The 21,154-nt window shown below is 65.6% G+C and carries 16 protein-coding genes and 1 pseudogene; 10 read left to right on the plus strand and 7 right to left on the minus strand.

Annotation, left to right across the window (positions count from 1 at the left end; translation table 11 throughout):
* Nucleotides 1-6 precede the first annotated feature (6 nt).
* The 5 genes from ACOOHP_RS20175 (at nucleotide 7) to ACOOHP_RS20195 (ending at nucleotide 7,233) form a co-directional block, all read left to right on the plus strand.
* A complete protein-coding gene (locus ACOOHP_RS20175) occupies nucleotides 7-930 on the plus strand; it encodes a branched-chain amino acid transaminase (protein WP_420468270.1) in 924 nt (307 codons plus the stop codon).
* A 42-nt stretch (nucleotides 931-972) separates the two neighbouring features.
* A complete protein-coding gene (locus ACOOHP_RS20180) occupies nucleotides 973-1,590 on the plus strand; it encodes a Uma2 family endonuclease (RefSeq protein WP_420468271.1) in 618 nt (205 codons plus the stop codon).
* A gap of 50 nt (nucleotides 1,591-1,640) precedes the next feature.
* Entirely contained in the window at nucleotides 1,641-3,017 is a 1,377-nt protein-coding gene (hldE, locus tag ACOOHP_RS20185) for a bifunctional D-glycero-beta-D-manno-heptose-7-phosphate kinase/D-glycero-beta-D-manno-heptose 1-phosphate adenylyltransferase HldE (RefSeq protein WP_420468758.1), read from the plus strand.
* A gap of 354 nt (nucleotides 3,018-3,371) precedes the next feature.
* Nucleotides 3,372-6,071 (plus strand): TonB-dependent receptor, encoded by a 2,700-nt coding sequence (locus tag ACOOHP_RS20190; RefSeq protein WP_420468272.1) that lies wholly within the window; start codon nucleotides 3,372-3,374, stop codon nucleotides 6,069-6,071.
* Between the two features lie 10 nt (nucleotides 6,072-6,081).
* On the plus strand, nucleotides 6,082-7,233 hold the full coding sequence (locus ACOOHP_RS20195) for a tyrosine-protein phosphatase (protein ID WP_420468273.1): 1,152 nt from the start codon (nucleotides 6,082-6,084) through the stop codon (nucleotides 7,231-7,233).
* Nucleotides 7,234-7,471: 238 nt separating this feature from the next.
* Here the strand turns inward: ACOOHP_RS20195 and ACOOHP_RS20200 are convergent.
* The 6 genes and pseudogenes from ACOOHP_RS20200 to ACOOHP_RS20225 form a co-directional block, all read right to left on the minus strand.
* Nucleotides 7,472-7,663 (minus strand): annotated as a pseudogene (locus ACOOHP_RS20200) (PIN domain-containing protein); the annotation flags it as partial.
* Nucleotides 7,664-7,681: 18 nt separating this feature from the next.
* A complete protein-coding gene (locus tag ACOOHP_RS20205; protein ID WP_420468274.1) occupies nucleotides 7,682-7,873 on the minus strand; it encodes a hypothetical protein in 192 nt (63 codons plus the stop codon).
* On the minus strand, nucleotides 7,870-8,103 hold the full coding sequence (locus ACOOHP_RS20210) for a type II toxin-antitoxin system Phd/YefM family antitoxin (protein ID WP_420468275.1): 234 nt from the start codon (nucleotides 8,101-8,103) through the stop codon (nucleotides 7,870-7,872). The genes ACOOHP_RS20205 and ACOOHP_RS20210 overlap by 4 nt, the downstream gene beginning before the upstream one ends.
* A 134-nt stretch (nucleotides 8,104-8,237) precedes the next feature.
* A complete protein-coding gene (locus tag ACOOHP_RS20215) occupies nucleotides 8,238-9,710 on the minus strand; it encodes a phosphoesterase (protein WP_420468276.1) in 1,473 nt (490 codons plus the stop codon).
* Between the two features lie 77 nt (nucleotides 9,711-9,787).
* Nucleotides 9,788-11,002 carry a DSD1 family PLP-dependent enzyme gene (locus tag ACOOHP_RS20220; protein WP_420468277.1) on the minus strand — a complete coding sequence of 405 codons (1,215 nt, stop codon included), beginning with the start codon at nucleotides 11,000-11,002 and terminating at the stop codon, nucleotides 9,788-9,790.
* Nucleotides 10,999-12,288 (minus strand): D-arabinono-1,4-lactone oxidase, encoded by a 1,290-nt coding sequence (locus tag ACOOHP_RS20225; RefSeq protein WP_420468278.1) that lies wholly within the window; start codon nucleotides 12,286-12,288, stop codon nucleotides 10,999-11,001. The genes ACOOHP_RS20220 and ACOOHP_RS20225 overlap by 4 nt, the downstream gene beginning before the upstream one ends.
* 140 nt (nucleotides 12,289-12,428) lie before the next feature.
* On the opposite strand from ACOOHP_RS20225, the gene ACOOHP_RS20230 reads away from it, so the two are divergent.
* Together ACOOHP_RS20230 and ACOOHP_RS20235 are read left to right on the plus strand one after the other, a co-directional pair.
* On the plus strand, nucleotides 12,429-14,330 hold the full coding sequence (locus ACOOHP_RS20230) for an N-acyl-D-amino-acid deacylase family protein (protein ID WP_420468279.1): 1,902 nt from the start codon (nucleotides 12,429-12,431) through the stop codon (nucleotides 14,328-14,330).
* 140 nt (nucleotides 14,331-14,470) lie between these two features.
* Nucleotides 14,471-15,310, plus strand: coding sequence for an HDOD domain-containing protein (locus tag ACOOHP_RS20235; protein WP_420468280.1), 840 nt, complete (start codon nucleotides 14,471-14,473; stop codon nucleotides 15,308-15,310).
* A gap of 10 nt (nucleotides 15,311-15,320) precedes the next feature.
* Here ACOOHP_RS20235 and ACOOHP_RS20240 read toward each other — a convergent pair whose 3' ends face one another.
* Nucleotides 15,321-17,369, minus strand: coding sequence for a prolyl oligopeptidase family serine peptidase (locus tag ACOOHP_RS20240; RefSeq protein ID WP_420468281.1), 2,049 nt, complete (start codon nucleotides 17,367-17,369; stop codon nucleotides 15,321-15,323).
* 273 nt (nucleotides 17,370-17,642) lie between these two features.
* On the opposite strand from ACOOHP_RS20240, the gene ACOOHP_RS20245 reads away from it, so the two are divergent.
* From ACOOHP_RS20245 to ACOOHP_RS20255, 3 genes are all read left to right on the plus strand, one after another.
* Nucleotides 17,643-19,001 carry a DEAD/DEAH box helicase gene (locus ACOOHP_RS20245; protein WP_420468282.1) on the plus strand — a complete coding sequence of 453 codons (1,359 nt, stop codon included), beginning with the start codon at nucleotides 17,643-17,645 and terminating at the stop codon, nucleotides 18,999-19,001.
* Between the two features lie 87 nt (nucleotides 19,002-19,088).
* Nucleotides 19,089-19,373 (plus strand): RNA recognition motif domain-containing protein, encoded by a 285-nt coding sequence (locus ACOOHP_RS20250; protein WP_420468283.1) that lies wholly within the window; start codon nucleotides 19,089-19,091, stop codon nucleotides 19,371-19,373.
* 216 nt (nucleotides 19,374-19,589) lie between these two features.
* Complete coding sequence (locus tag ACOOHP_RS20255) at nucleotides 19,590-21,131, plus strand: peptide MFS transporter (RefSeq protein ID WP_420468284.1); 1,542 nt, start codon at nucleotides 19,590-19,592, stop codon at nucleotides 21,129-21,131.
* Nucleotides 21,132-21,154: the final 23 nt, after the last annotated feature.

A 21,154-nucleotide genomic window follows, 5' to 3' on the forward strand; every position in this document is an offset into this window, starting at 1 on the left:
CCCTTTATGACAACGATGGCCGACCGCGACGGCTGGATCTGGTACGACGGCGAGATGCGCCCCTGGCGCGACTGCACGACCCATGTCCTGACCTACACCCTGCATTACGGCGTCGGCTGTTTTGAGGGCGTGCGCGCTTACCAGACCCCACAGGGCACCGCCATTTTCCGCCTGCAGGAACATACCCAGCGGCTGTTCAACTCGGCCAAGATCCTGGGCATGAAGATGCCCTTCAGCCAGGGTGAGCTCAACGAAGCGCAGCTCGAAGTGCTGCGCCGCAATGGTCTGAAGGAAGCGTACCTGCGTCCCATGGTGTTCTACGGGGCCGAGGGCATGGGCCTGCGTGCGGACAATCTGAGGACCCACGTGATCGTCGCCGCCTGGACCTGGGGCGCCTACCTGGGTGCGGACAACATGGAACGCGGCATCCGCGTCAAGACCTCCAGCTTCCAGCGCAACTACGTCAACAGCTCGATGGCGCGCGCCAAGGCCAACGGCAACTACATCAACTCCATGCTGGCGCTCAACGAAGTGCTGCGCGACGGCTACGACGAGGCGATCACCCTGGACACCAGTGGCCACGTTGCCGAGGGCAGTGCCGAGAACATCTTCATCATCCAGCGCGGCGAGATCCACACGCCGGACCTGAACGCCTGTCTGGACGGCATTACCCGCCGCACCGTGATGCAGCTGGCGGCCGATCACGGCTACAAGGTCACCGAGCGCCGCATCACCCGCGACGAGCTGTATTGCTGCGACGAGGCCTTCTTCACCGGTACCGCCGCCGAGGTCACGCCCATCCGCGAAGTAGACAATCGACCGGTCGGCGACGGTGGCCGGGGTCCGATCACCGCCAAGCTGCAGGCGGCCTATCTGGATCTGGTCAAGGGACGCAACGAGAAGTACGCGGAATGGCTCAGCCATACCTGAGCGCGCGCTAAGCTTGGGCCCGGAGTCGTCCCGGAACACGCCATGACTGCCGTGCCCAAGCCGCGAACGAGCGAAACCGAATACCTCGCGCTGGAGCGCGCCTCGCGCGAGCGCAAGTGCGAATGGGTCAATGGCGAGATGTACGCCATGACCGGCGCGAGCTATCCCCATAACGTCGTCACCGCCAATCTGGCCGCCGCGGTCCATGCCCGCCTGCGTGGCAAGCCTTGTCGGGTGGTATCGCAAGACCTGCGCACGCGCGTGGACCAGAGCCGCCTCTACACGTATCCCGACGTGCTGATCGTGTGCGGCTCGCCGCAGTTCATCGACGGCGAACACGACACCCTGACCAACCCGTCGGCGATCTTCGAAGTGTTGTCGCCGTCCACCGAATCCTGGGATCGCGGCGGCAAGTTCCGGCACTACCAGCGCATCGAGTCGCTGGCCGAGTACGTGCTGCTCTCGCAAACCGCGCCGCAGGTCGAAGTGTTCCGCCGCGGCCAGGGGCACTGGGCGTACGAACTGATCGAAGGCCTGGACCAGGTGCTGCGCCTGAGCACCGGTGGAGTGGAGATCGCGCTGGCCGACATCTACGACGGCGTGGACGTGAATGTGGACGTGGAAGCTGCCGCCATGCCGGCACCGCCCGCAAGTTCGTGAACCAGGTTCCCGATTTCTCAGAAATCCGCCTGCTGGTCGCGGGCGACGTCATGCTGGACCGCTACTGGTCCGGCCCCACCCAGCGCATCTCGCCGGAAGCGCCGGTGCCGGTGGTGCGCGTGGGCAAGGACGAATCCCGTCCCGGCGGCGCCGCCAACGTCGCACTCAACCTGGCGGCGCTGGGCGCGCGCGTGGACCTGATCGGCGTGGTCGGCCGCGATGCGCCGGCTGCGAGTCTGGCCGCGCAATTGCGGCAGGTGGGCGTGGAACCCAGGTTTCTCGAATCGCCCAAGCTGCCCACCATCACCAAGCTGCGCGTGCTGTCGCGCAATCAGCAGGTGATCCGCCTGGATTTCGAAGAGTCCTACGCCACCGATGGCGCGTTCGATCGCGCGCAACTGATCGAACGCTTCACGCTGCAGCTCGCCGACGTGCAGGCCGCGGTGCTGTCGGACTACGCCAAGGGCACTTTGCGCGACGCGCCGGCCCTGATCGCGCAGGCACGTGCGCTGAACAAGCCGGTCGTGGTCGATCCCAAGGGTCGCGACTTCACGCCCTATCGCGGCGCCACCCTGCTCACCCCCAACATGGGCGAGTTCGAAGCGATCGTCGGCGCCTGCGCGGACGACAACGATGTGGTCGGCAGGGGCGCACGCCTGCTCACCGACCTGCAACTGCAGGCCCTGCTGATCACCCGCAGCGAGCGCGGCATGACCCTGCTGCGACCCGGGCATCCGCCGCTGCATCTGCCCACGGTGGCGCGTGAAGTGTTCGACGTCACCGGCGCTGGCGACACCGTCATCGCCGCGCTCGCCGCCGCCATCGCGGTCGGCGAAGACCTCGCCGACGCCGTGCGCCTGGCCAATCTCGCCGCCGGCATCGTGGTCGGCAAGCTCGGCACCGCCAGTGCCTCACGTCTGGAGCTGGAAGCGGCGCTGCACCAACCCGCCGCCGGCGAAGAAGCCCTGGTCAGCGAGGCACAACTATTGCTGCGCGTGCAGCGCCTGCGCGAACGCGGCCAGCGAGTGGTGATGACCAACGGCTGTTTCGATCTGCTGCATGTCGGCCATGTGCGCTACCTGGAAGCGGCACGACGTCTTGGCGATACCCTGATCGTCGCCGTCAACGAAGATGATTCCGTGCGACGCCTGAAAGGTGCGAACCGGCCCGTCAACACCTGCGCCGACCGCATGCGCGTGCTCGCCGCGTTGCGCTGCGTCGATCACGTGGTTGCGTTTTCCGAAGACACCCCTGCACGCCTGATCGGTCAGGTGCTGCCCGACGTGCTGGTCAAGGGCGGCGACTATCTGCCCGAGCAGATCGCCGGCTTCGACGCGGTCAAGGCCAATGGCGGCGAGGTGGTGGTGCTGGACTTCCACCAGGGTTATTCCACCACCGGCATGCTGGCGCGCAGCGCGTCGGTGTGAGGCTTCCGCCCGCGCGGTGGCGCGCGCTGTGCCCGATGAACTGGAGGCCTGTCATTCTGAGCATTGCGAAGGGTCTTGTGGCCGATCGGTGCGCCGCTCTGTGAGTGGATGCAAGTGCTTCGTCCGCCGCTTCGCGGTCACTTCGTTGAGCGTGACGGTTCCCCGTGTCCGTGCCGAGTTCATGGAGAGAACAGCATGCCGGCGCCGACGCGATCGGCGCATCGTCTGATGACGGCAAGATGACGAAAGCATGTCTGCTGACGCGCAGCCGCCGTCCAGTTTTCATCGTTGCTTCATTAACGCGTCAACCACCCCGGCCATCCTTGACTGATTCAAGGGCATGGGAGTCAGGGGATGGAATCGCAGTACCCGTTGTTCAAGCGACTGCGCCTCCGGCGCCGTGGCGAGGCGATCACGCCGGTGCGCGGCCCATGGTGGCCGCTGTATCTGATCGGTCTGGCGACCTTGCCGTTATCACTGGCGGCGCAGGAAGGGGCGCAGACCCCGGCGCCAGAGTCGCCGCAACAGGCAGACGTGGCGACCGATGCAACCGCAGAAGTCACCGAGATCACGGTCACCGCCACGCCCATCCGCGACAGCCTGGAGGCGTCCATCAACGCGCAGCGCGATGCCGTCAACGTGGTCAACGTCATCGCCTCTGACACCATTGGGCGTTTCCCCGACCAGACGGCGGCGGCGGCCTTGGCGCGCCTGCCAGGCATCGCGGTGCAGCGCGACCAGGGCCAGGAGCGTTTCATCCAGGTGCGCGGCGGTCCGGCGCGCTGGACCCAGGTGTCCTTCGACGGCATCAACGTGCTGGGCGCGCAGGATCGCGTGTTCCGCTTCGACTCGGTGCCCGCCGCGCTGATCGGCTCGGTGGAGCTGAGCAAGACCCTGACGCCGGACATGTCCTCCGAAGCGCTGGCCGGGCGCGTCAACATCAATACCTTCTCGGCGCTGGACAACCCGGGCTGGGATACGCAGCTCGAAGCCGGCTATGGCTACATCGATCTCGCCGACGGGCCACAGGAGTCTTATTCCGGTCGCGTGGCCTGGAGCGATGGTCGCATCGGCGCGGTGTTCGCGGCGTCCCACTTCGAGTTCGAGCAGCAGGCCGACAATGCCGAACCTGCGTACGACGCAACGGGCATCTCCGCGTTGCGCGCGGCCAAGTACGTGACCATCCGCGAAACCAACGCCTACTCGGGCAAGTTCGAGCTCGAGGTCGCGCCGGGGCATCGCCTGAGCTTCACCAGCCTCTACACCGAGTTCAAGGACGACGAACTTCGCAATCAGTACACCTTCAATTTTGCCGGCGCCGCTGGCGGTACGCGCGACTTCGGGTCGGCGGATTTGCAGGGGGTGCCGGTGCAGGGGTTGTTCGAAGAAGGCGACTATGAGAACAACACCTTCTACAACGTGCTGCGCGGCGAGCACGCGCTGGGACCCTGGCTCGCCGAGTGGCAGCTTGCGTATACCGAGACCGAGGACCTTACCGACCTGCCGCTGGTGGCCCAGGTGTCGGCTGACGCGGGGCTGCGGCCTAATCTGGGCTATCAGGCCGGACCGAATTTCCCGACCGTCACCATTGGCGATGATGGCTCCAGCCGGCTCGATCAGCGTGCATTCGATACCGAAGTGCTGGCGTATTTCGGTGGCGGCTCGGAGTCCGAGTCTTACACCCTCAAGGGCGATCTGGAGCGCGAGCTGAACGTGGTCGGCGGGCCGTCCACCTTCAGCGTCGGCTTCCAGTACGACACCCGCGAATCGGTCAGTCCCGGTGCGGTGGCACTGCTTAGGCCGGACGGCACCGTCGGCTCGCTGCCGTTGCGCCAGACCGCCGAGGCACTGGGCGTGGCATGGACGCCGTTCGACTTCATCACTGGCGAGCGGATCGACGAGCAGTTCCAGCGCGGTTTCGACTGGAATTACATCGACAATCGTGGCCTGCGTGGTCAGCTCGACGGCGTGCTGAGCGCGGCGCGCGCAGCCAATGCCGCCGGCACCGGCAACTTTGCGGTGCCGACCGCCGATGCGGGTCAGGCGTATCAGGTCGATGAGGACATCTCGGCGGCCTACGCGATGAACAAATGGCAATGGGGACGCCACGGGCTGCTCGCCGGCGTGCGAGTGGAACGCGTGGACATCCGTAGCGCCGGTAATGTCACCCAACCCGGCGTCGACGGTGGCGCACCCATCCGCAGCCCGCTGGCAGTGGAGAACAGCTTTACGGATCTGTTTCCCAGCGTGCACTGGAATGTCGATGTCACCGACACGCTCAAGTACCGGCTGTCCGGTGTCACCGGCGCGGCGCGTCCCAGCTTCAACGAGCTGCGCGCCAATGCCAGCCTCAACGACACCAATCTGCGCGTAACCGGCGGCAATCCCGATCTCGAACCGGAGACCGCCTACGGTGCCGACACCTCGCTGGAGTGGTACTTCGCCAAGGCCGCGTTGCTGGCGGCCAACGCGTTCTACCGCGATGTCGATCAAGTGCTGTTCGACTCGGTCACCGTGGTCGGTGATGACCGTTTCAATACTGGCAGCGTGGATCGTTCTGCTTACGAATTCGAGACCACCCTCAACGGCGAGGACGGCGAACTCTACGGCGTGGAATTCACCTACAACCAGCCGTGGACTTTTGTGCCGCCCGCACTGGAAGGTCTGGGCATGCAGGCCAGCGTGTCTTTCCTCGAGGGCAGCTTTACGACGCCTGAGGGACGCAAAGTGGACTTTCCCGGGACTTCAGACCGCATCACCAACGTGGCGATGTTCTACGAGAACTATGACTTCTCCATCCGTCTGGGTTATCAGCACCGCACCGACTGGCTGGATGACATCTCGGTGGACGCGCAGACCGACACCTTCTGGGAAGCGACCGAGCGCGTGGATCTGTCGGTGCGTTACGAGCTGACCCGCGTGATCACGCTCTACATGGATGCCAACAATCTCACCGACGAGCTGGGCATTCGTTACGCCGGTGACGAATCTCGTCCCACCGAAGTGGAAGCCTTCGGCCGCCGCTATCTATTCGGCGTTCGCGCCAGCCTCTAGAGACCTACTCATGAAAACCAATCCGCAACACCTGCTGGTTTCCCGTGCTCTGGCCGCCAGCGTGCTGCTGCTCGCCGGCTTGGCCCACGCCACCACGGCGAACGCCGAACTGCAATCCGCCGAACTGTCCCGCGACGGCCAGGCTCTGAACATCCGCTGGCAGGCGCCGGCCACGGTGGACGTGTATCTCGCCGATACGCCCGATGCGCCCGCAGCCAAGCGCAAGCTGATTTCCAAGGCCGACGCCGACGGCGTCCATCGCCTTGAGTTGAAGACCGACGCACGTCCCTACGTCTGGTTGCAACCCAAACAAGGCGAGGGTCAGTGGGTCGCTGAGCGCGTGCTGCCGCTGCAAGGCGGTCGCAACTTTCGTGACATGGGTGGATACGAAACGGTGGATGGTCGGCGTGTGGCCTGGGGCAAGATTTATCGCTCCGGCAACATGGCCAACTTCACCGACGCCGATTACGACTACCTGCGCAGTCTGGACATCGCCGTGATGTGTGACCTGCGCTCGCCGCAGGAGCGTGAGTTCGAGCCCACGCAGTGGCAGCGCATTGACCCGGCGCTGCAGTACCTGGCCTGGGAGCAGCCGCTGATGGAAGCGCGCAGGGCCGAAGTCGACGGCGACGGCCCCAGCCTGGCCGACATGATGCGCAAGGGCCCGGTGACCGACCCAGAGCTGACCCGCGAGGCGTTCAAGCACAACTACCGGCACGGCGCCTACGAGTTCAAGCAGCAGTACACCGCGGTGTTCGATCAGCTTGCGCAGGGCAAGGCACCGCTGGCGTTCAACTGCTCCGCTGGCAAGGACCGCACCGGCCGCATCGCGGCGCTGCTGCTCAGCGCGCTCGGCGTACCGCGTGAGGTGGTGGTGGCGGACTACGCGATGTCCGACGACGTGGTGGATTTCGAGAAGGCGTTTGCCGCACCCGCCAGCAACAGCAACACACAGAAGAGAGAATCACCGTTCCGCGCGATGATGGAACAGTGGTCGCCTGAGGCGCGTGCGGTGCTGCTCAGCTCCGAGCCGGAGTTCATCGAGGCCATGTTCGAGCAGATCGAGAAGGATTACGGCAGCGTCGAGAATTTCCTCGAGCGCGAGCTCGGTGTGGACGACGCCAAGCTCGCCCAACTCAAGGCGCGCTACCTGGAAGGATGAGCCCAAGCGTGCTGGCAGGATCCGGACACCTGCGCGCACCGACCTTCCGTCTTGGAGGCGTCCATGCGTTGGATAGAAGATCAGACCTGGCGCAGCGTTGCAGGCGCGGTCCTGGCTGTCACCGGCGTTTCTGGCGAACCTGAGCGGTGCAGTGCCGCCTCATTTCATGCGGCCGCCTCGCAGCACCTGAGGGCAACGAAGGCCGTGATCGCGAAAGGCCGAGCGGCAAGCTCATCGTTCAGGTTTGCGCGTCATGCCGCTTCAGCGCGTGCTTCCAGCGCAGCAGCGGTGCATCCGCAGTGATCAGAATGGCACCGCGCTCCAGCGCGGTGGCGACGATCAGGCGGTCGATGGGGTCGCCGGGCAGGTTGGCGAGGCCCGCAGCACGGATGGCAATGGCGCCGTCCACGGGGATTTCCTGCAGGCCGCCTTCGAGTAGCTCGTGGCGTCACTGCGTGGGCGGTAGCTGCAAAGCGATTCGTCCGCGCTCGTGGAGCAGTGTCGCTTCCCAGAAGCTCAGGGCGCTGATCGCAACACCGCCTTGTGACGATCCGCGCTCGATCAGCGCCCGGCTCTTGCGGCCGAGCTTCTTGATGTCGGTGTCGGCCCATACCCGCGCATGAGTGTCCAGCAGGATCACTTCAGCGCATTCCACTCGCCGTCGTAGGCCGGCGAGATGATATCGCCGAGGATCTTGATCTGGTCCTTGTGCAGCCCGATCAGCGACTTCACAGGCGGCGGCCGGTGCGCCTTGAGTTCGGCCACCGGCTTGCCGTGCTTGGTGATGAGCAGCGACTCGCCACTGGTCGCGACTTCGTCCATCAGTGTCAGGCAGTGGGTCTTGAATACGGATGCTTGGATGGTGCGCATGCGATTGCCTCGCAAAAAACGACCATAACTCTGACTATGCTGATGCCTGGCGTCAAAACCGCTGGGGCTGGCTGACGGTGGTGTGCCCGGATACCCGAGCAGACTTACGGAAACACTGGATGCGATCCGCCAGGTCAGGATCCCGCCAGTTCCACGAACACCGGGTTGGAGTAGAACCACAGGTCCTGCCAGGCGTCTTCGTTGTCGCGGTCCGGTTGTGGCTCCAGTTCGTCGGTATTGGTGCCCCGTACCCGCAGGTAGATCGGCGCGCGAACGTTCTTGAGCGTGTGTTCTATCACCCGGTAGGCGCCGTCGCGATGCCACTGTTCGGGGGTGAAACGTGCGGCGACACGGGTCGAGGGGTGGATGTCCACATCCGGCCGGGCGGCTGGGCCGGTGATGTCGCCGACGATTAGGTCCACGCGCGAAACCGATGGTGTATCGCCGTTGTGGTTGGGTGCGTCCGGATCGAGGAAACGGATGCGCAGATTGACGTCGTCGCCGCGCTGCGCCGCCAGACTGCCGCCGATGTCGGCTTGAACGTCGCCCGCACGCGCGGTGACCCATAGTTCCGAGATCAGGTCGCCGGTGGTGACGAATATCCTGCCGGCGCGTAGCGCGGCGAGGATGGATCCATGGTTTTTCTCGGCCAGTACATAGGTGTTGGAATACTCGCCAGGCCAGAAATCCGCGCCGCCTTCGCTCCAGTGAATGTGGCTGTCGGAGGTTGCGGTGATCCACCAGCGACGTCCTTCGCCGAGCATCGAATCCCAGAAACCGCCGAGGCGCGCGGTCATCTGGTCGTAGCCGCCCAGGGTCGGGTACCGGCCGTAAGCGCCGCGTGGACGCTTGCCCTTGAAGTACTGCTCGTACATCGACGGCGCCAGGTGTTCGCGCATCTGGCCGGTGGCTTGATGGCCAGGCGCACCCTCCATCCCCACGGCGATATGTGGCGCGGTGTCGTTCCAGGCGCGTAGCTCGGTGGGCGCGGTCATCCCGTATTCGCCCAGATCAGGCGCCGAGCGCGAGGGATGATGGGCGATCACCAGCGGCAGCTGCGGCAGCGCCTTCATCGCTTCGAGTGCTTCGAGCATGCGTGGCTCGGTGTCCCATGACGGATCTTCGGGCCAGGGTTGGCGCTTGTTGAAGCGGCTTTCGATGCGATGCAGATGGGTGGCTTCGTCATGCGAGTGCGGCATGATGATGCTGGAGTGATCGGCACCGGGCGTGTCGAACTCCATGCCGAAGAACTGCACCAGGTCGGGCACCGCTTTGCGCGATTCCAGCAGCTCGGGATAGGCAAATTCCAGATTGATTCTGGCGTGATTGGGGCCGCCGTGATCCGTCGCCACGGTCCAGTCCAGGCCGTATTGGCGCGCCATCACCGCGTTCATCGCAATCGGGTAGACCGCATCACCGCCGAGGATCGGCGTCGGTGGGTCTGTTTCGCGATTCAGGCCCACGCTGTAGCGGCTGTGAATGTGATGGTCACCGGCCAGCCAGCGCGCGTTGTGGTCGGACCGGTGCTCGTCCGGGTGGGCGCTCACGCCGGTAACGAGCAGCGTGAGCAACACCGCCAGCGGATGGGAAAGTCGGTGAGGGGTCATGGCATGGAGAATTCAGGTAAGCGGCTCGTTGGACCATACCGGGACCTCGTTGCGTCCATGTGTCGTGGTCAGCCGCCTCAATCGCGTTGTTCGAAGACCGGCCACTGCGCCTCGATCCTGCCGTTGCGCACCGCCAGCACATCGCCGAACTGCAGCAGCACCGATTCGCTGATGCGTGGGCGCAGGAATACGTGGTCGTCAATATCCAGGCCCGCGGCGGGGGAAGCGTTGACCAATTCCTGGTTAGCGCTGCGGCCGTACAGCGCGTTGGGCTGCAGGCCGGCGGGCGAGACGTAGTTCGCCATCCAGTTGCCGCCGTAAATGAAATGCGTCTGTCGCCGGTTGGGGTTCCACCACGCCAAAAATTTCGAGCGCGCGTCCAGCCCCGGCAATTGAATTGCGCCAGTGGACTTGAGCACCGGCGTGGCGATGAAGACCGCCGGCAGATGATCGGCCAGAGTGTCAAGGTCGAAATCTGCAGGTTTGAGCAGCGCGCTCCCCACCGAAAGCTCGTTGCACAGCGTTTCCGGTTCGTGCAGGCGATAGGTGGGACTGCCGGCGGTGTTGAAAACCAGCCCGGCGTGACAGAGATTGGAATGATGTTGCTGTGCGTGTTCCACGAATTGCAGGTAACGCGCCAGCGCACGGTCGAGCAATTGTTGTCGCGTGGCAATGATGCGCGGCACCGCGACCACATGCGGGTCATAGCCCATGAAGCCGGACCACTGCAGGTGCTGCGGATTCGCGGCAATCTGATTCAGCAGCGCATCCAGTGCTGCAAGCTCGCTGACACCGCCGCGATGCAGACCGATGTCCAGCTCGATATTGATGCGCAGACAGGTCCCGAGCCCGCGCGCCAGCTCCAGATACTGCTGCAGGCGCGCGGGCGTATCGATCAGCCACTGCAACTGCCGGGTGGGGTCAAAACGACCCCGCAGTTGCGCATAGAAACGTGCGGCAGAACCGGCCGGCAGCGGTTTTCCCAGCAGCAGGTCGGCATCGGCGAAAGCCTCGGCGTCCTGATTGAGAAAGGGTTGGTGGAACGACATCAAGCGACGTGTGCCCGCGCGCCGTGCAGCGTATTCCAGCAAGGGCAGGCAGGGCAGTGACTTTTCCACCAGGCGTAATTGCTTGCCGCCGCGGCAGACCGATTCAGTAACACGGGCTAGGTTGTGATCCAGCCGGTCCAAATCGATCAGCAGACAGGGTCGCATCGGGCCGTTGCGGCGCAGCTCGGCGTTGAGCGCGGCGAAGTAGGGTGCGTGCGGCGCACCGCGGTCGCGCGGTCTCATGGAATCAGCAGCTCGCGCAGGTGCGCGTTGAGCAGGCGGTCCTGGGGATCGAGCTGGCAGCGCACGCGCTGAAAATCGTCCCAGCGCGGATACAGCGCGGCGAGTTGCGCGTAGCGCAGTGTGTGCAACTTGCCCCAGTGCGGGCGGCCCTGGTACTTCCAGAAAATGGGTTCGACGAGATTGAACAGCGGGCGCCAGTCAAAGCGGTGATATTGATGCAAGGAGATCGACGCACTATCGCGACCGTAGAACGGCGACAGCCAGGCATCGTCTGCGGCGACAGTGCGGTATTCGAGCGGGAACAGTGTGCGCAGGCCCGATGCCTTTACGGTGTGAAGAATTTCGTCCAGGCAGGCTGGACCCTGCGCGATCGGAATCTCGTATTCCATCTCGTTGAAGCGGGCGTCGCGTGGGCTGGGAAAAATCTCGTATGCGCGGCCGACTCGGTCGCTTGCGCTGTGCAAGGCCGTGAGCATGCGCTGCATCGTGCCGTCCATGCCGGGGATGCGATGCGCGATCTCGGAGGCCAGGTTCAGCACGGTGGTCACCGGCAACTGCAGGCGCGCGGGCGGAGTCGCGGGCAGATCGGTTTCGTCAAGGGTCTTGACGATGGCATGGTCGGCCTGAAAGAACACCCAGAACTCGAAATGGCGATGCTGGCGGGAGAGTTGCCCGATATCCGGAAGAAGCTGGCGGAGTGGCAGCAAAAACTCGCGCTCGCGTAGCTGATAGGTCGGGCGATTCTGCAGCCGCAGCTGCGTGGCCACACCCAGTGCGCCCAGCGAGGTGCGTGCGGCCTGATAGATCTCCGCATGTTGCTGCGCGTGTGCATGCAGGGCCTCGCCGTCCACGGTCAACAACCGGATCGCGCGCACCACCGAAGACAACGAGCCCAGGCCGACGCCGGTGCCGTGCGTGCTGGTGGCGCAGGCGCCGGCCACCGTCTGCGGGTCGACGTCGCCCTGGTTGATCAGCGCCTGGCCGTGCTGCCACAGCAGCGGTCCCAGTTGCCGCAAGCTGGTGCCGGCGCGGACCGTGGCCTGCAACTGCGACGGATCGACATCGACCAGCCCCTGCAGGTGCTGCAGAGATATCAGCGTGTCATCGCTGAGGCACAGCGGGCTGAAGGAATGTCCGGATCCGACGACTCTGAGCGCGCCCTTCACCGACTTCAGATCCGCGATCAGCTCGTCTTCGTCGCGCGGTCGCAGCCATTGCCGCGGGGCGGCGGTCTGCGCACCGGACCAGTTGCGCCAGGTCTGCGGGGAGTCGGAAGGCGAGGACATGGAGGGATGATGGCGAATTCGGGGATATTGTCGCGCGCCGATGGGGTGATCTTGCTAGTGATCTTGGGCGCGCGGCCGGCCTACTCTTGCGCTGAGGCGCCGACAACCGGCCGGCCGCAGGCATTCTGAGGAGCAGCACCATGGACGGCAGTCGCGGACAGTGGGACGTGCTGATACGCAACGCCATCGTGTTCGACGGCAGCGGTGGCGCACCGCAGCGGGTGGACGTGGCGGTGGCCGATGGCCGCGTGGCGACGATGGCCGCAGACCTGCCGGCCGCGCAGGCGCGGGAAGTGATCGATGCGCAGGGTCGTTGGCTCACGCCAGGCCTGCTCGACATTCACACCCATTTCGATCTGGAGGTGGAGATCGAACCGGGCCTGCCCGAAGCGGTGCGGCACGGCACCACCACCGTGCTGGTCGCCAACTGCTCGCTGGGTCTGGCATACGGCAACCAGCGGCGCGACGGCGCCGATCCGGTGGTGGACTGCTTTGCGCGGGTGGAGAACGTGCCCAAGCATGTGCTGTCGCAGGTTGCGAATCAGGCGACCTGGACCGACTCCAAGGCCTATCTGGCGCACCTGGGCGACCTGGCGCTGGGGCCCAACATCGTGCCGATGATTCCGCACTCGATGCTGCGCATCGAGGTCATGGGTCTGCAGGCTTCGGTGACGCGCGAGCCCACGTCGGACGAACTTCAGCGCATGGGCGCGTTGCTTGAGAAGGGGATGCAGGAAGGCTACGTGGGGTTCTCCACCGATGCGCTGCCGTTTCATTTCCTGGCTAACCAGCCCAACACCCACAAGCAGATTCCGACGCAGTTTGCGCCGTTCTCGGAGCTGAAATTTCTCACCGGGATTCTGCGCAAGTGGGATCGCCTGTGGCAGGCGACGCCACCCAAGGACAGTCCCAAGCAGGTATTCCGCAATTTCTCGCTGACCTCCGGCCGCCTGCACGGCAAGCCGCTGCGCGTGGCGGCGGTGGCGGCGCTGGACCTGCACATGAACCGCTCGCTGGTGAAGCTGGCGCTGCTGATGTCGCGCATGCTTAATTCGCGCTTCATGAACGGGCGCTTCCGCCTGCAGGCGCTGGGTGCGCCGTTCCGCACCTGGAGCGACGGCGTGATCACGCCGCTGGCCGAGGAAGTGCCCTGTCTGCGGCAGATCAACGAGCTGGACCTGGAAGATCGCGAGGGGCGCATGCGCTTGATGCACGACCCGGCCTGGGTCGCCGAATTCCGCCGCATGTGGTTTCACGGCAAGCGCGGCTTCAATCTGGCGCGACTCAAGCGCTGGCTGCGCATCGACGATAACGTGCTGTCGCGCGATCTGCGCGACATGGTCATCGACACCTGCCCGCAGCCCGAATGGAACGGCGAGTCGCTGCAGGTGGTGATGGAACGGCTGCGTCGCTGGCAGGCCGGGGGCGAGGGCGCGCGCAGCGATGCCGAGCGCACGATGTTCGGCAGCTTCCCCAAGACCTGCGACGAGGCGGACTTCTTTCTGCACCTGCTGCGTACGTTCGACACCGGGCTGCGCTGGTGGACGGTGACCGCCAACCGCGATCCGGCCACCGTCAAGCGCCTGCTGTTCCATCCGCTGCTGCTGCCGGGCTTCAACGACAGCGGCGCGCACCTGACCAACATGGCGTTCTACGACGTCAACCTGCGCACCTTGAAGATTGCGCAGGAAGACGGCGATGCGCAGGTGGCGCACGCAGTGCACCGGCTCACGCAAGAGCCGGCGCAGTTTCTCAACATCGACGCCGGTCGGCTGGAACCGGGTGCGCGCGCCGACCTGGTGCTGATCGACCCCGAACGCCTGCGCGCATGGAACCCGGAAGACACCTACCGCTACCACTGGCGCGAGTGCTTTGCGCACCATCAGATCGTCAACCGCCCCGATGGCATCGTCACCGGCGTGATGATTGGTGGCCGCATGGCCTGGCAGGACGGTGCATACCGCGCCGAGTTTGGTCAGCAGCGCTACGGCCGTGTGCTGCTGGATGCCAAACACGAAGCGGGGGAGCCGCTGGCGGCCTGATCGGAGAGCGGTAGCCCGGGTGAAACCCGGGTCGGATCAGGACCTCGGGCTGCGGGCCGACAAGCGACCGCTCGTCGGCGCTGCCTCAAGTGCCGCGTTCTGCGGCCGATGGCGACGCAAGCCTCTTTGCGACGCGTCCCATGCTCCAGGAAGAACGACTGTTCCGCGCGGTGGTCGATGCGCTCACGCAGGACCGGCTGACCCTGCCGACCTTGCCGGAGGTGGCGATGCGCGTGAGCCAGGCCACCCAGGACGATCGCGTCACCGCCTCGCGGCTGGCCGCCGAGATCGGACGCGATCCGGCTATCGCCGTGCGGGTGCTGCGCGTGGCCAACAGTTCGGCGTTGAATGCCGGTCGGCGCATCGACAATCTGCAGCAGGCCATCACCCGCATGGGCATGGGGCTGGTGCGCAGCCTGGTCACCGGGGTGGCGTTGGAGCAGTTGTTCTTCTCACGCTCGCCGACGCTCAAGGCGCGTCTGCGCCAGACCTGGGCGCAGAGCCTGGAGGTGGCCGCGCTGTCGCAGGTCCTGGCTTCGCACTGCACGGTACTGCGACCGGAGCTGGCCATGCTGGCCGGGCTGACCCACGAGATCGGCAGCCTGCCGGTGATCCGCCTGGCCGAAAATCTGGGCGAGGATTTGCCGGACGCCGCGGCACTGGATCGCGTCATCCGCAACTTGCAGCCGCGCGTGGGGCGCCTGGTGCTGCAGGCCTGGGATTTTCCGGAGGAATTGGTGGAAGTGCCCAGCCGCTGGATCGATTTTTCGCGCAGTCACGACGGCCCTCCGGACTTCGTGGACGTGGTGACGGTGGCGGCGCTGCAGAGTCACCAGCATCGCGAGGGCCGATTGGCGGGCATCGATCGCCAGCGGGTTCCGGCGTTTCGGAAGCTCGACATCAATCCCGAGGTCGACGTGTTCGAACTCGAAGGCTTGCAACAGGAATATCAGGAAAGTTACGCGGCGCTGACGGCATAGCGGCTGCGGGTCAGTCGGGAAGACTTTCATCCGGCGATGCGGCCGGGGCCGGCTGGTTGTGCAGATGCGCGTCCAGCCAGTCCAGCACGGCGTCGTACCACTGCAGGCTGTTGCTCGGGCCCAGCACCCAATGGTTTTCGCGCGCAAAGTGCAGGAACTTGGATTCGATGCCGCGGCGCTGCAGTGCGGTGAACGTTGCCAGGCCCTGTTCCAGCGGCACGCGAAAGTCCTGGCCACCGTGTATCACCAGCATCGGCGTCTTCCACTTGGCGACGTGGTTGACCGGGTTGTGGCGCTCGTAGGCCTCTGGACTGTCGAACGGCGTGCCGCCCATCTCCCACTCGGTGAACCACAGCTCCTCGGTCGCGTAGGCCATGCTGCGCAGGTCGAAGATGCCGTTGTGCGAGACCAGACAGCGGAACGCATCCGGCCACTGCCCGGCGATCCAGTTGACCATGTAGCCGCCGTAGCTCGCCCCCAGCGCACAGGCGCGGTGGCGGTCCAGCCAGGGAAATTGCTGCAGCGCATGGGCCCAGCCTTTTTGCAGATCATGCAGCGGCTTGCCGCCCCAGTCGCCGGTGACCGAATCGGCAAATTCCTGTCCGTAGCCGCTGGAGCCGTGAAAGTCGATGAACAGCACCGCATAGCCGCGACCGGCATAGATCTGCGGGTTCCAGCGGAAATGAAACTGATTGCCCATCGAACTGTGCGGGCCGCCGTGGATGAGCAGGACCACCGGATAACGCCGCGCGGGATCGAAGCCGGCCGGCTTGACCAGCCAGCCCTGCACCGGTTCGTCGTTCCAGCCACGGAAGCGGAAGCTCTCGTAGGGGGCAAACGCCGTGTCCGCCAGCACCGACCGGTGATGAAACGTGAGCCGCTCCGGTTGGCCCTGCGCATCGAGTTGATACAGCTCGTCAGGCGCGTCGAGACGGTTGTGCGCATACACCAGCTGGCCGGCCGATTCGCTGAAATCGCTGACGCTGCCGGCCGCGGTCAGGCGCTGGACCTCGCCCCGCGCAAGATCGATCGAGAACAGCGGTCGCTGGCCGTCTTCATCGGCGACGACGAGCAGCCGGCGCCCGTCCGTGGTCAAGGCCATGTGCTGCGGTGAGCGGTCCCAGTCGGGGGCGATTTCCCGCGTGGCGCCGCTGACCAGATCGCGCATGAGGATGCGCATGCGGTCCGATTCGTAGCCCGGCCGGCGGGTCGACAGCCACAGCAGGTGGCGGCCGTCCGGCGCGATCAAGGGATGGGTGTCGATGCCCGGGTTTTCGGCAGTCAGATTCTGCGGCGCCTGGCCACCGTCCACCGGCGCGCGCCACAGGTCCAGGTTGGTGCTCCAGGCCTCGGCGCGGCCAGCCACCCGCATGGCGAAAACCAGGTGCTGTGCGTCGGGCGTGAACGCGAACTCGCGATCGTCGCCAAAAGGCGGCGCCGGCACATCGCCATCCAGCCCGCGACTGATCCAGCGCGGCGCCTGCGCGCGTCCCCGGACCAGTTCGGACACGAACAGCTGCCGGCGCGTGCCGCGCTTCCAGCGGTCCCAGTGGCGCACCCACAGTTGATCGTAAGTGCGGCCGCCGCTCTCGCGCTCCGCCTCGAGACGCTGCGTCGTGCACGCCAGGTCGGCGCCACAGTCGATGAAGACCTCCAGCGACACCGCCACGCGCGAGGCATCCGGTGCCAGCCGGTAGCTCTGGACCGGCCGCTCGAACGCGCTCACCGCCTGCGCCTCGCCGGAGGCGGCAGGATCCATCCGCCAGAGCTGGGTGGAGCCTGATCGGCGGGAAAGAAAATACAGGTAGCCATCGGCGCCCCAGCGCGGGCTGTGCGCATGCGCCGGGCCCTGCGTCAGCGGCCGCCGCTCGCGGCGGGTGCGGTCCAGCAGCCACACCTGCCGCAGCGTCAGATTGGAGCCGGTGTCGCCGGTGCACACGGTGTAGGCCACGTGCCGCCCGTCGGGGCTGAGCTGCGGTTCCGACAGGCGCTCGAGACGCAGCAGCGTGGCCGGGGTCAGCGGCTGGGTACCCAGGGCGATGGCGGCGGTCGACAGCATCAGGAAACCCAGGGGAAGGACGAGGCGAAGCGAGCGGGAGCGAGGCATGAGCGGTGCCACGGGACGGACGAGGGTCATCCTAGCCATCCGCGTAGTGCTCGCAATCGGTTAGAATGCGCGCCGTTTGACGAGGCGCTCCGGTTGCGCCCCTGCTGGCGAGAATCTCCTCCGCAGCAAACCCGTTGGCGCCATCCGGCGTCCGCCAATTTTCGAATCTGCCTGAACCGGGCTCGCGCAACTACGCGGCGTGGCGGCCTCAGGAGTGATGTTTTCATGAGTTTTTCCGAGCTGGGCCTCGTGCCCGAGCTGCTGCGCGCCCTCGAAGCAGAGGGCTACACACTACCCACGCCGATCCAGGCGCAGTCGATTCCGCTGGTGATCGCCGGCCACGACCTGCTGGCCGCCGCCCAGACCGGCACCGGCAAGACCGCGGCATTCACCTTGCCGATCCTGCACAAGCTGTCCGGCACCTCGCCGCGGCCGCTGCCGCGGGTGCTGGTGCTGGTGCCCACGCGCGAGCTGGCCGCCCAGGTGGGCGAGTCGGTGCGCACCTACGGCAAGCAGTTGCCGGGTTTCCGCACCGCGGTGATCTTCGGTGGTGTCGGCATGAATCCGCAGATCGACCAGTTTCGTCGCGGGGTCGACATCGTCGTCGCCACGCCGGGTCGCCTGCTGGACCTGGTGCAGCAGCGCGTGGCCAACCTGTCGGGCGTCGAGACCCTGGTGCTGGACGAAGCCGACCGCATGCTGGACATGGGCTTCATCCACGACATCCGCCGCATCCTCAAGTCCTTGCCGGCCAAGCGCCAGAATCTGATGTTCTCGGCCACCTTCAACCCCGAGATTCGCAGCCTGGCGCAGACCTTCCTGCGCGATCCGGTGAGCGTGGACGTGGCGCCGCGCAACACGCCGACCGAACTGGTCGAGCAGCGCGTGCATCCGGTGGACAAGGCGCGCAAGACTGCGCTGATCGCCCACCTGGTGCAGGCCGGCGACTGGAAGCAGGTGCTGATCTTCACTCGGACCAAGCACGGCGCCAATCGCCTGGCCGATCAGCTCGCCAAGCAGGGCATCAGCACCGCGGCGATCCACGGCAACAAATCGCAGAACGCGCGCACCAAGGCGCTCGCCGAGTTCAAGGCCGGCAGCGTGCGGGTGCTGGTGGCCACCGATATCGCGGCGCGCGGCATCGACATCGACCAGCTTCCGCACGTGATCAACCACGAGCTGCCCAACGTGCCGGAGGACTACGTGCATCGGATCGGCCGCACCGGTCGCGCGGGCATGTCGGGTGAGGCGATCTCATTGGTGTGCCCGGACGAGCGCGAATACCTGCGCGATATCCAGAAGCTGCTCAAGCGCGAAATTCCGTCGTCGCTGGTGGCCGGTTTCGAGCCGGGGTCGCTGCCTGATGCCGCCGAGCGCGAGCGCAATGCGTCGGCGCCGCAGAGCCCTCGCGCAAATCATCACAACAACAATGGCGGCGGCCATCGTCAGGGCCAGCCACGCCATCGCTCGGGCAGCGGCAAGCCAGCGTCGCCGGGCGGCGGTCGCCATGCCCCCGGCAAGCCGCGCCATGCCGGCGGCGGTCAGCGTTCGTCGTCGCGGGGCGCATCTGGCGGCGCCCGCTAGGTTCACCGCCACCCGATATCCGGCGAGGGCCGGCGCGCTGGCGCGCAAGCCTTCGTCGATTACTCACTTACCCATCAGGAGAATGCAGTGCTACGCATCTATGCCGGCAACCTGCCCCAGGACACCACCGAAAAAGATCTGACCGAGCTGTTTTCCACCCATGGCCGCGTGCGCTCGATCAAGCTCATGCACGATGTCTTCAGCGGCAAGTGCAAGGGCTTCGGCTTCATCGAGATGGAAGGCCACGAGGCGCGTGCAGCCATCGCCGGACTCAACGGCAAGGAATTTCGCGGCAACCTCATCCGCGTCAATGAAGAGCGCAAGGAAACCCGCGGCGGTCCCGGCGGCCGGCGTCCGGGCGGGCGTCGCTAGCCCCGTAGCGTGTAGAGCAGCGCCCAGCTTGGAATGGCCATTCTGAGCGGGGCAAAGGATATTCCCGCCTGACAGTACGGCCGGGCGGGAAGACCCTTTGCTTCGCTCAGGGTGACAGGTCGTTTTTCGGACCGAGGCAGGTTCTCCCGAGCGCGATGCTTGCACCCAACGTGCGCGCGCCTTGATGCTTGCAGCCTCGTCACCCCGAGGCTGACCGTGACCAATGCTGCCGTGGTAACCGCTCCCGGGGAGTTCCTGGGTCACCCCAAGGGCCTGTACGTCTGCTTCTTCACCGAGATGTGGGAGCGCTTCTCCTTCTACGGGATGAAGGTGCTGCTGCTGCTGTACCTCACCAAGTACCACCTGTTCAGCGACGCCGACGGCTATGACCTGCTCGGCGCTTACGCGGGCCTGGTCTACGCCATGCCGGTGCTGGGCGGGCTGATTGCCGACCGTTACCTGGGCATGCGCAAGTCGGTGATCCTGGGCGGCGTGCTGCTGTGCGCAGGGCACCTGGGCATGGCGTTTGAAGGCGAGCAGGCGCGCATGGTGGACGGCGCGCTGGTGCAGGACGCTTTTGCGCTGCAGGTGTTCTATTTTTCGCTGGCCTTGATCGTGATGGGCGTCGGGTTTCTGAAACCCAACATCTCGACCATCGTCGGGCGCTTGTATCCCGATCACGATCCGCGCCGGGACTCGGGCTTCACGCTGTTCTACATGGGCATCAACCTGGGCGCGTTCGCCTCGGCGCTGCTGTGCGGCTGGCTGGGCGAGACCCATGGCTGGCATTACGGCTTCGGCGCTGCCGGACTGGGCATGCTGGTGGGACTGGGCGTTTTCATCTATGGACAGAAACATCTGCTGGGCCAGGCCGAGCCGCGCGATCCAGCGTTGTTGCGCCAGCGCGTGGCGGGCGCGCTGAATCGCGAGTGGTTCATCTATTTGTCGGTGGTGGGCGGCGTCTTCGTGGTGTGGGTGCTGATCCGCTTTCCGCCCGCGGTGCACTGGACCATGCATGCCGCGGCGCTGGCGCTGAGCCTGGGGATCGGCTGGTTCATGTGGAAGCACTGCACCCGGGTCGAGTCTCAGCGCATGCTGGTGCTGATCGCGTTGATCGTCTTCAGCATCGTGTTCTGGGCGCTGTACGAGCAGAGCTATGGGTCCTGGATTCTGTACTCCGACCGCGTGATGAATCGCGAAGCGTTCGGCATCGAATGGACCGCCTCGCAGCTTGCCTCGCTGGGCGCGTTCTTCATCTTCATCCTGTCGCCGATCTTCGCCTGGCTGTGGCCGCGGCTGGATCGCGCCGGGCTCAATCCGTCCACACCGGCCAAGTTCGGACTCGGTATTGCCTTTGCGGGGCTGTCCTTTGCGGTGCTGGCGGCGTCTGCGGCAGCGCCCGAGGACAATGGCAAGGCCGCGCTGTGGTGGTTCGTGGCAGCGTATTTCCTGATCGAGATTGGCGAGCTGCTGCTGTCGCCGATCGGCTTGTCTGCGGTCACGCAATTATCCGTGGCGCGCGTGGTGAGCCTGATGATGGGCGCGTGGTTCCTGGCTTCGGCCTACGCCGAGGTGGTGGCGGCCTGGCTGGGCAAGCTGTCGTCGGTGGAACTTGATGCCACCGGTGCCTTCGATACCGCCGAAGCCCTGGACAAGTATGCCAGCTTGTTCGCCGACCTCGGCTGGATCGGGCTGGGTTGCGGTGTGTTTGTGCTGCTGCTGACGCCGTGGCTCAAGCGGGGGATCAGCTCACGCTGAGGCGACGTGGAATCTACAATCAC

This window comes from Panacagrimonas sp., assembly GCF_965216805.1.
Taxonomy (GTDB): Bacteria; Pseudomonadota; Gammaproteobacteria; order Nevskiales; family Nevskiaceae; genus Panacagrimonas.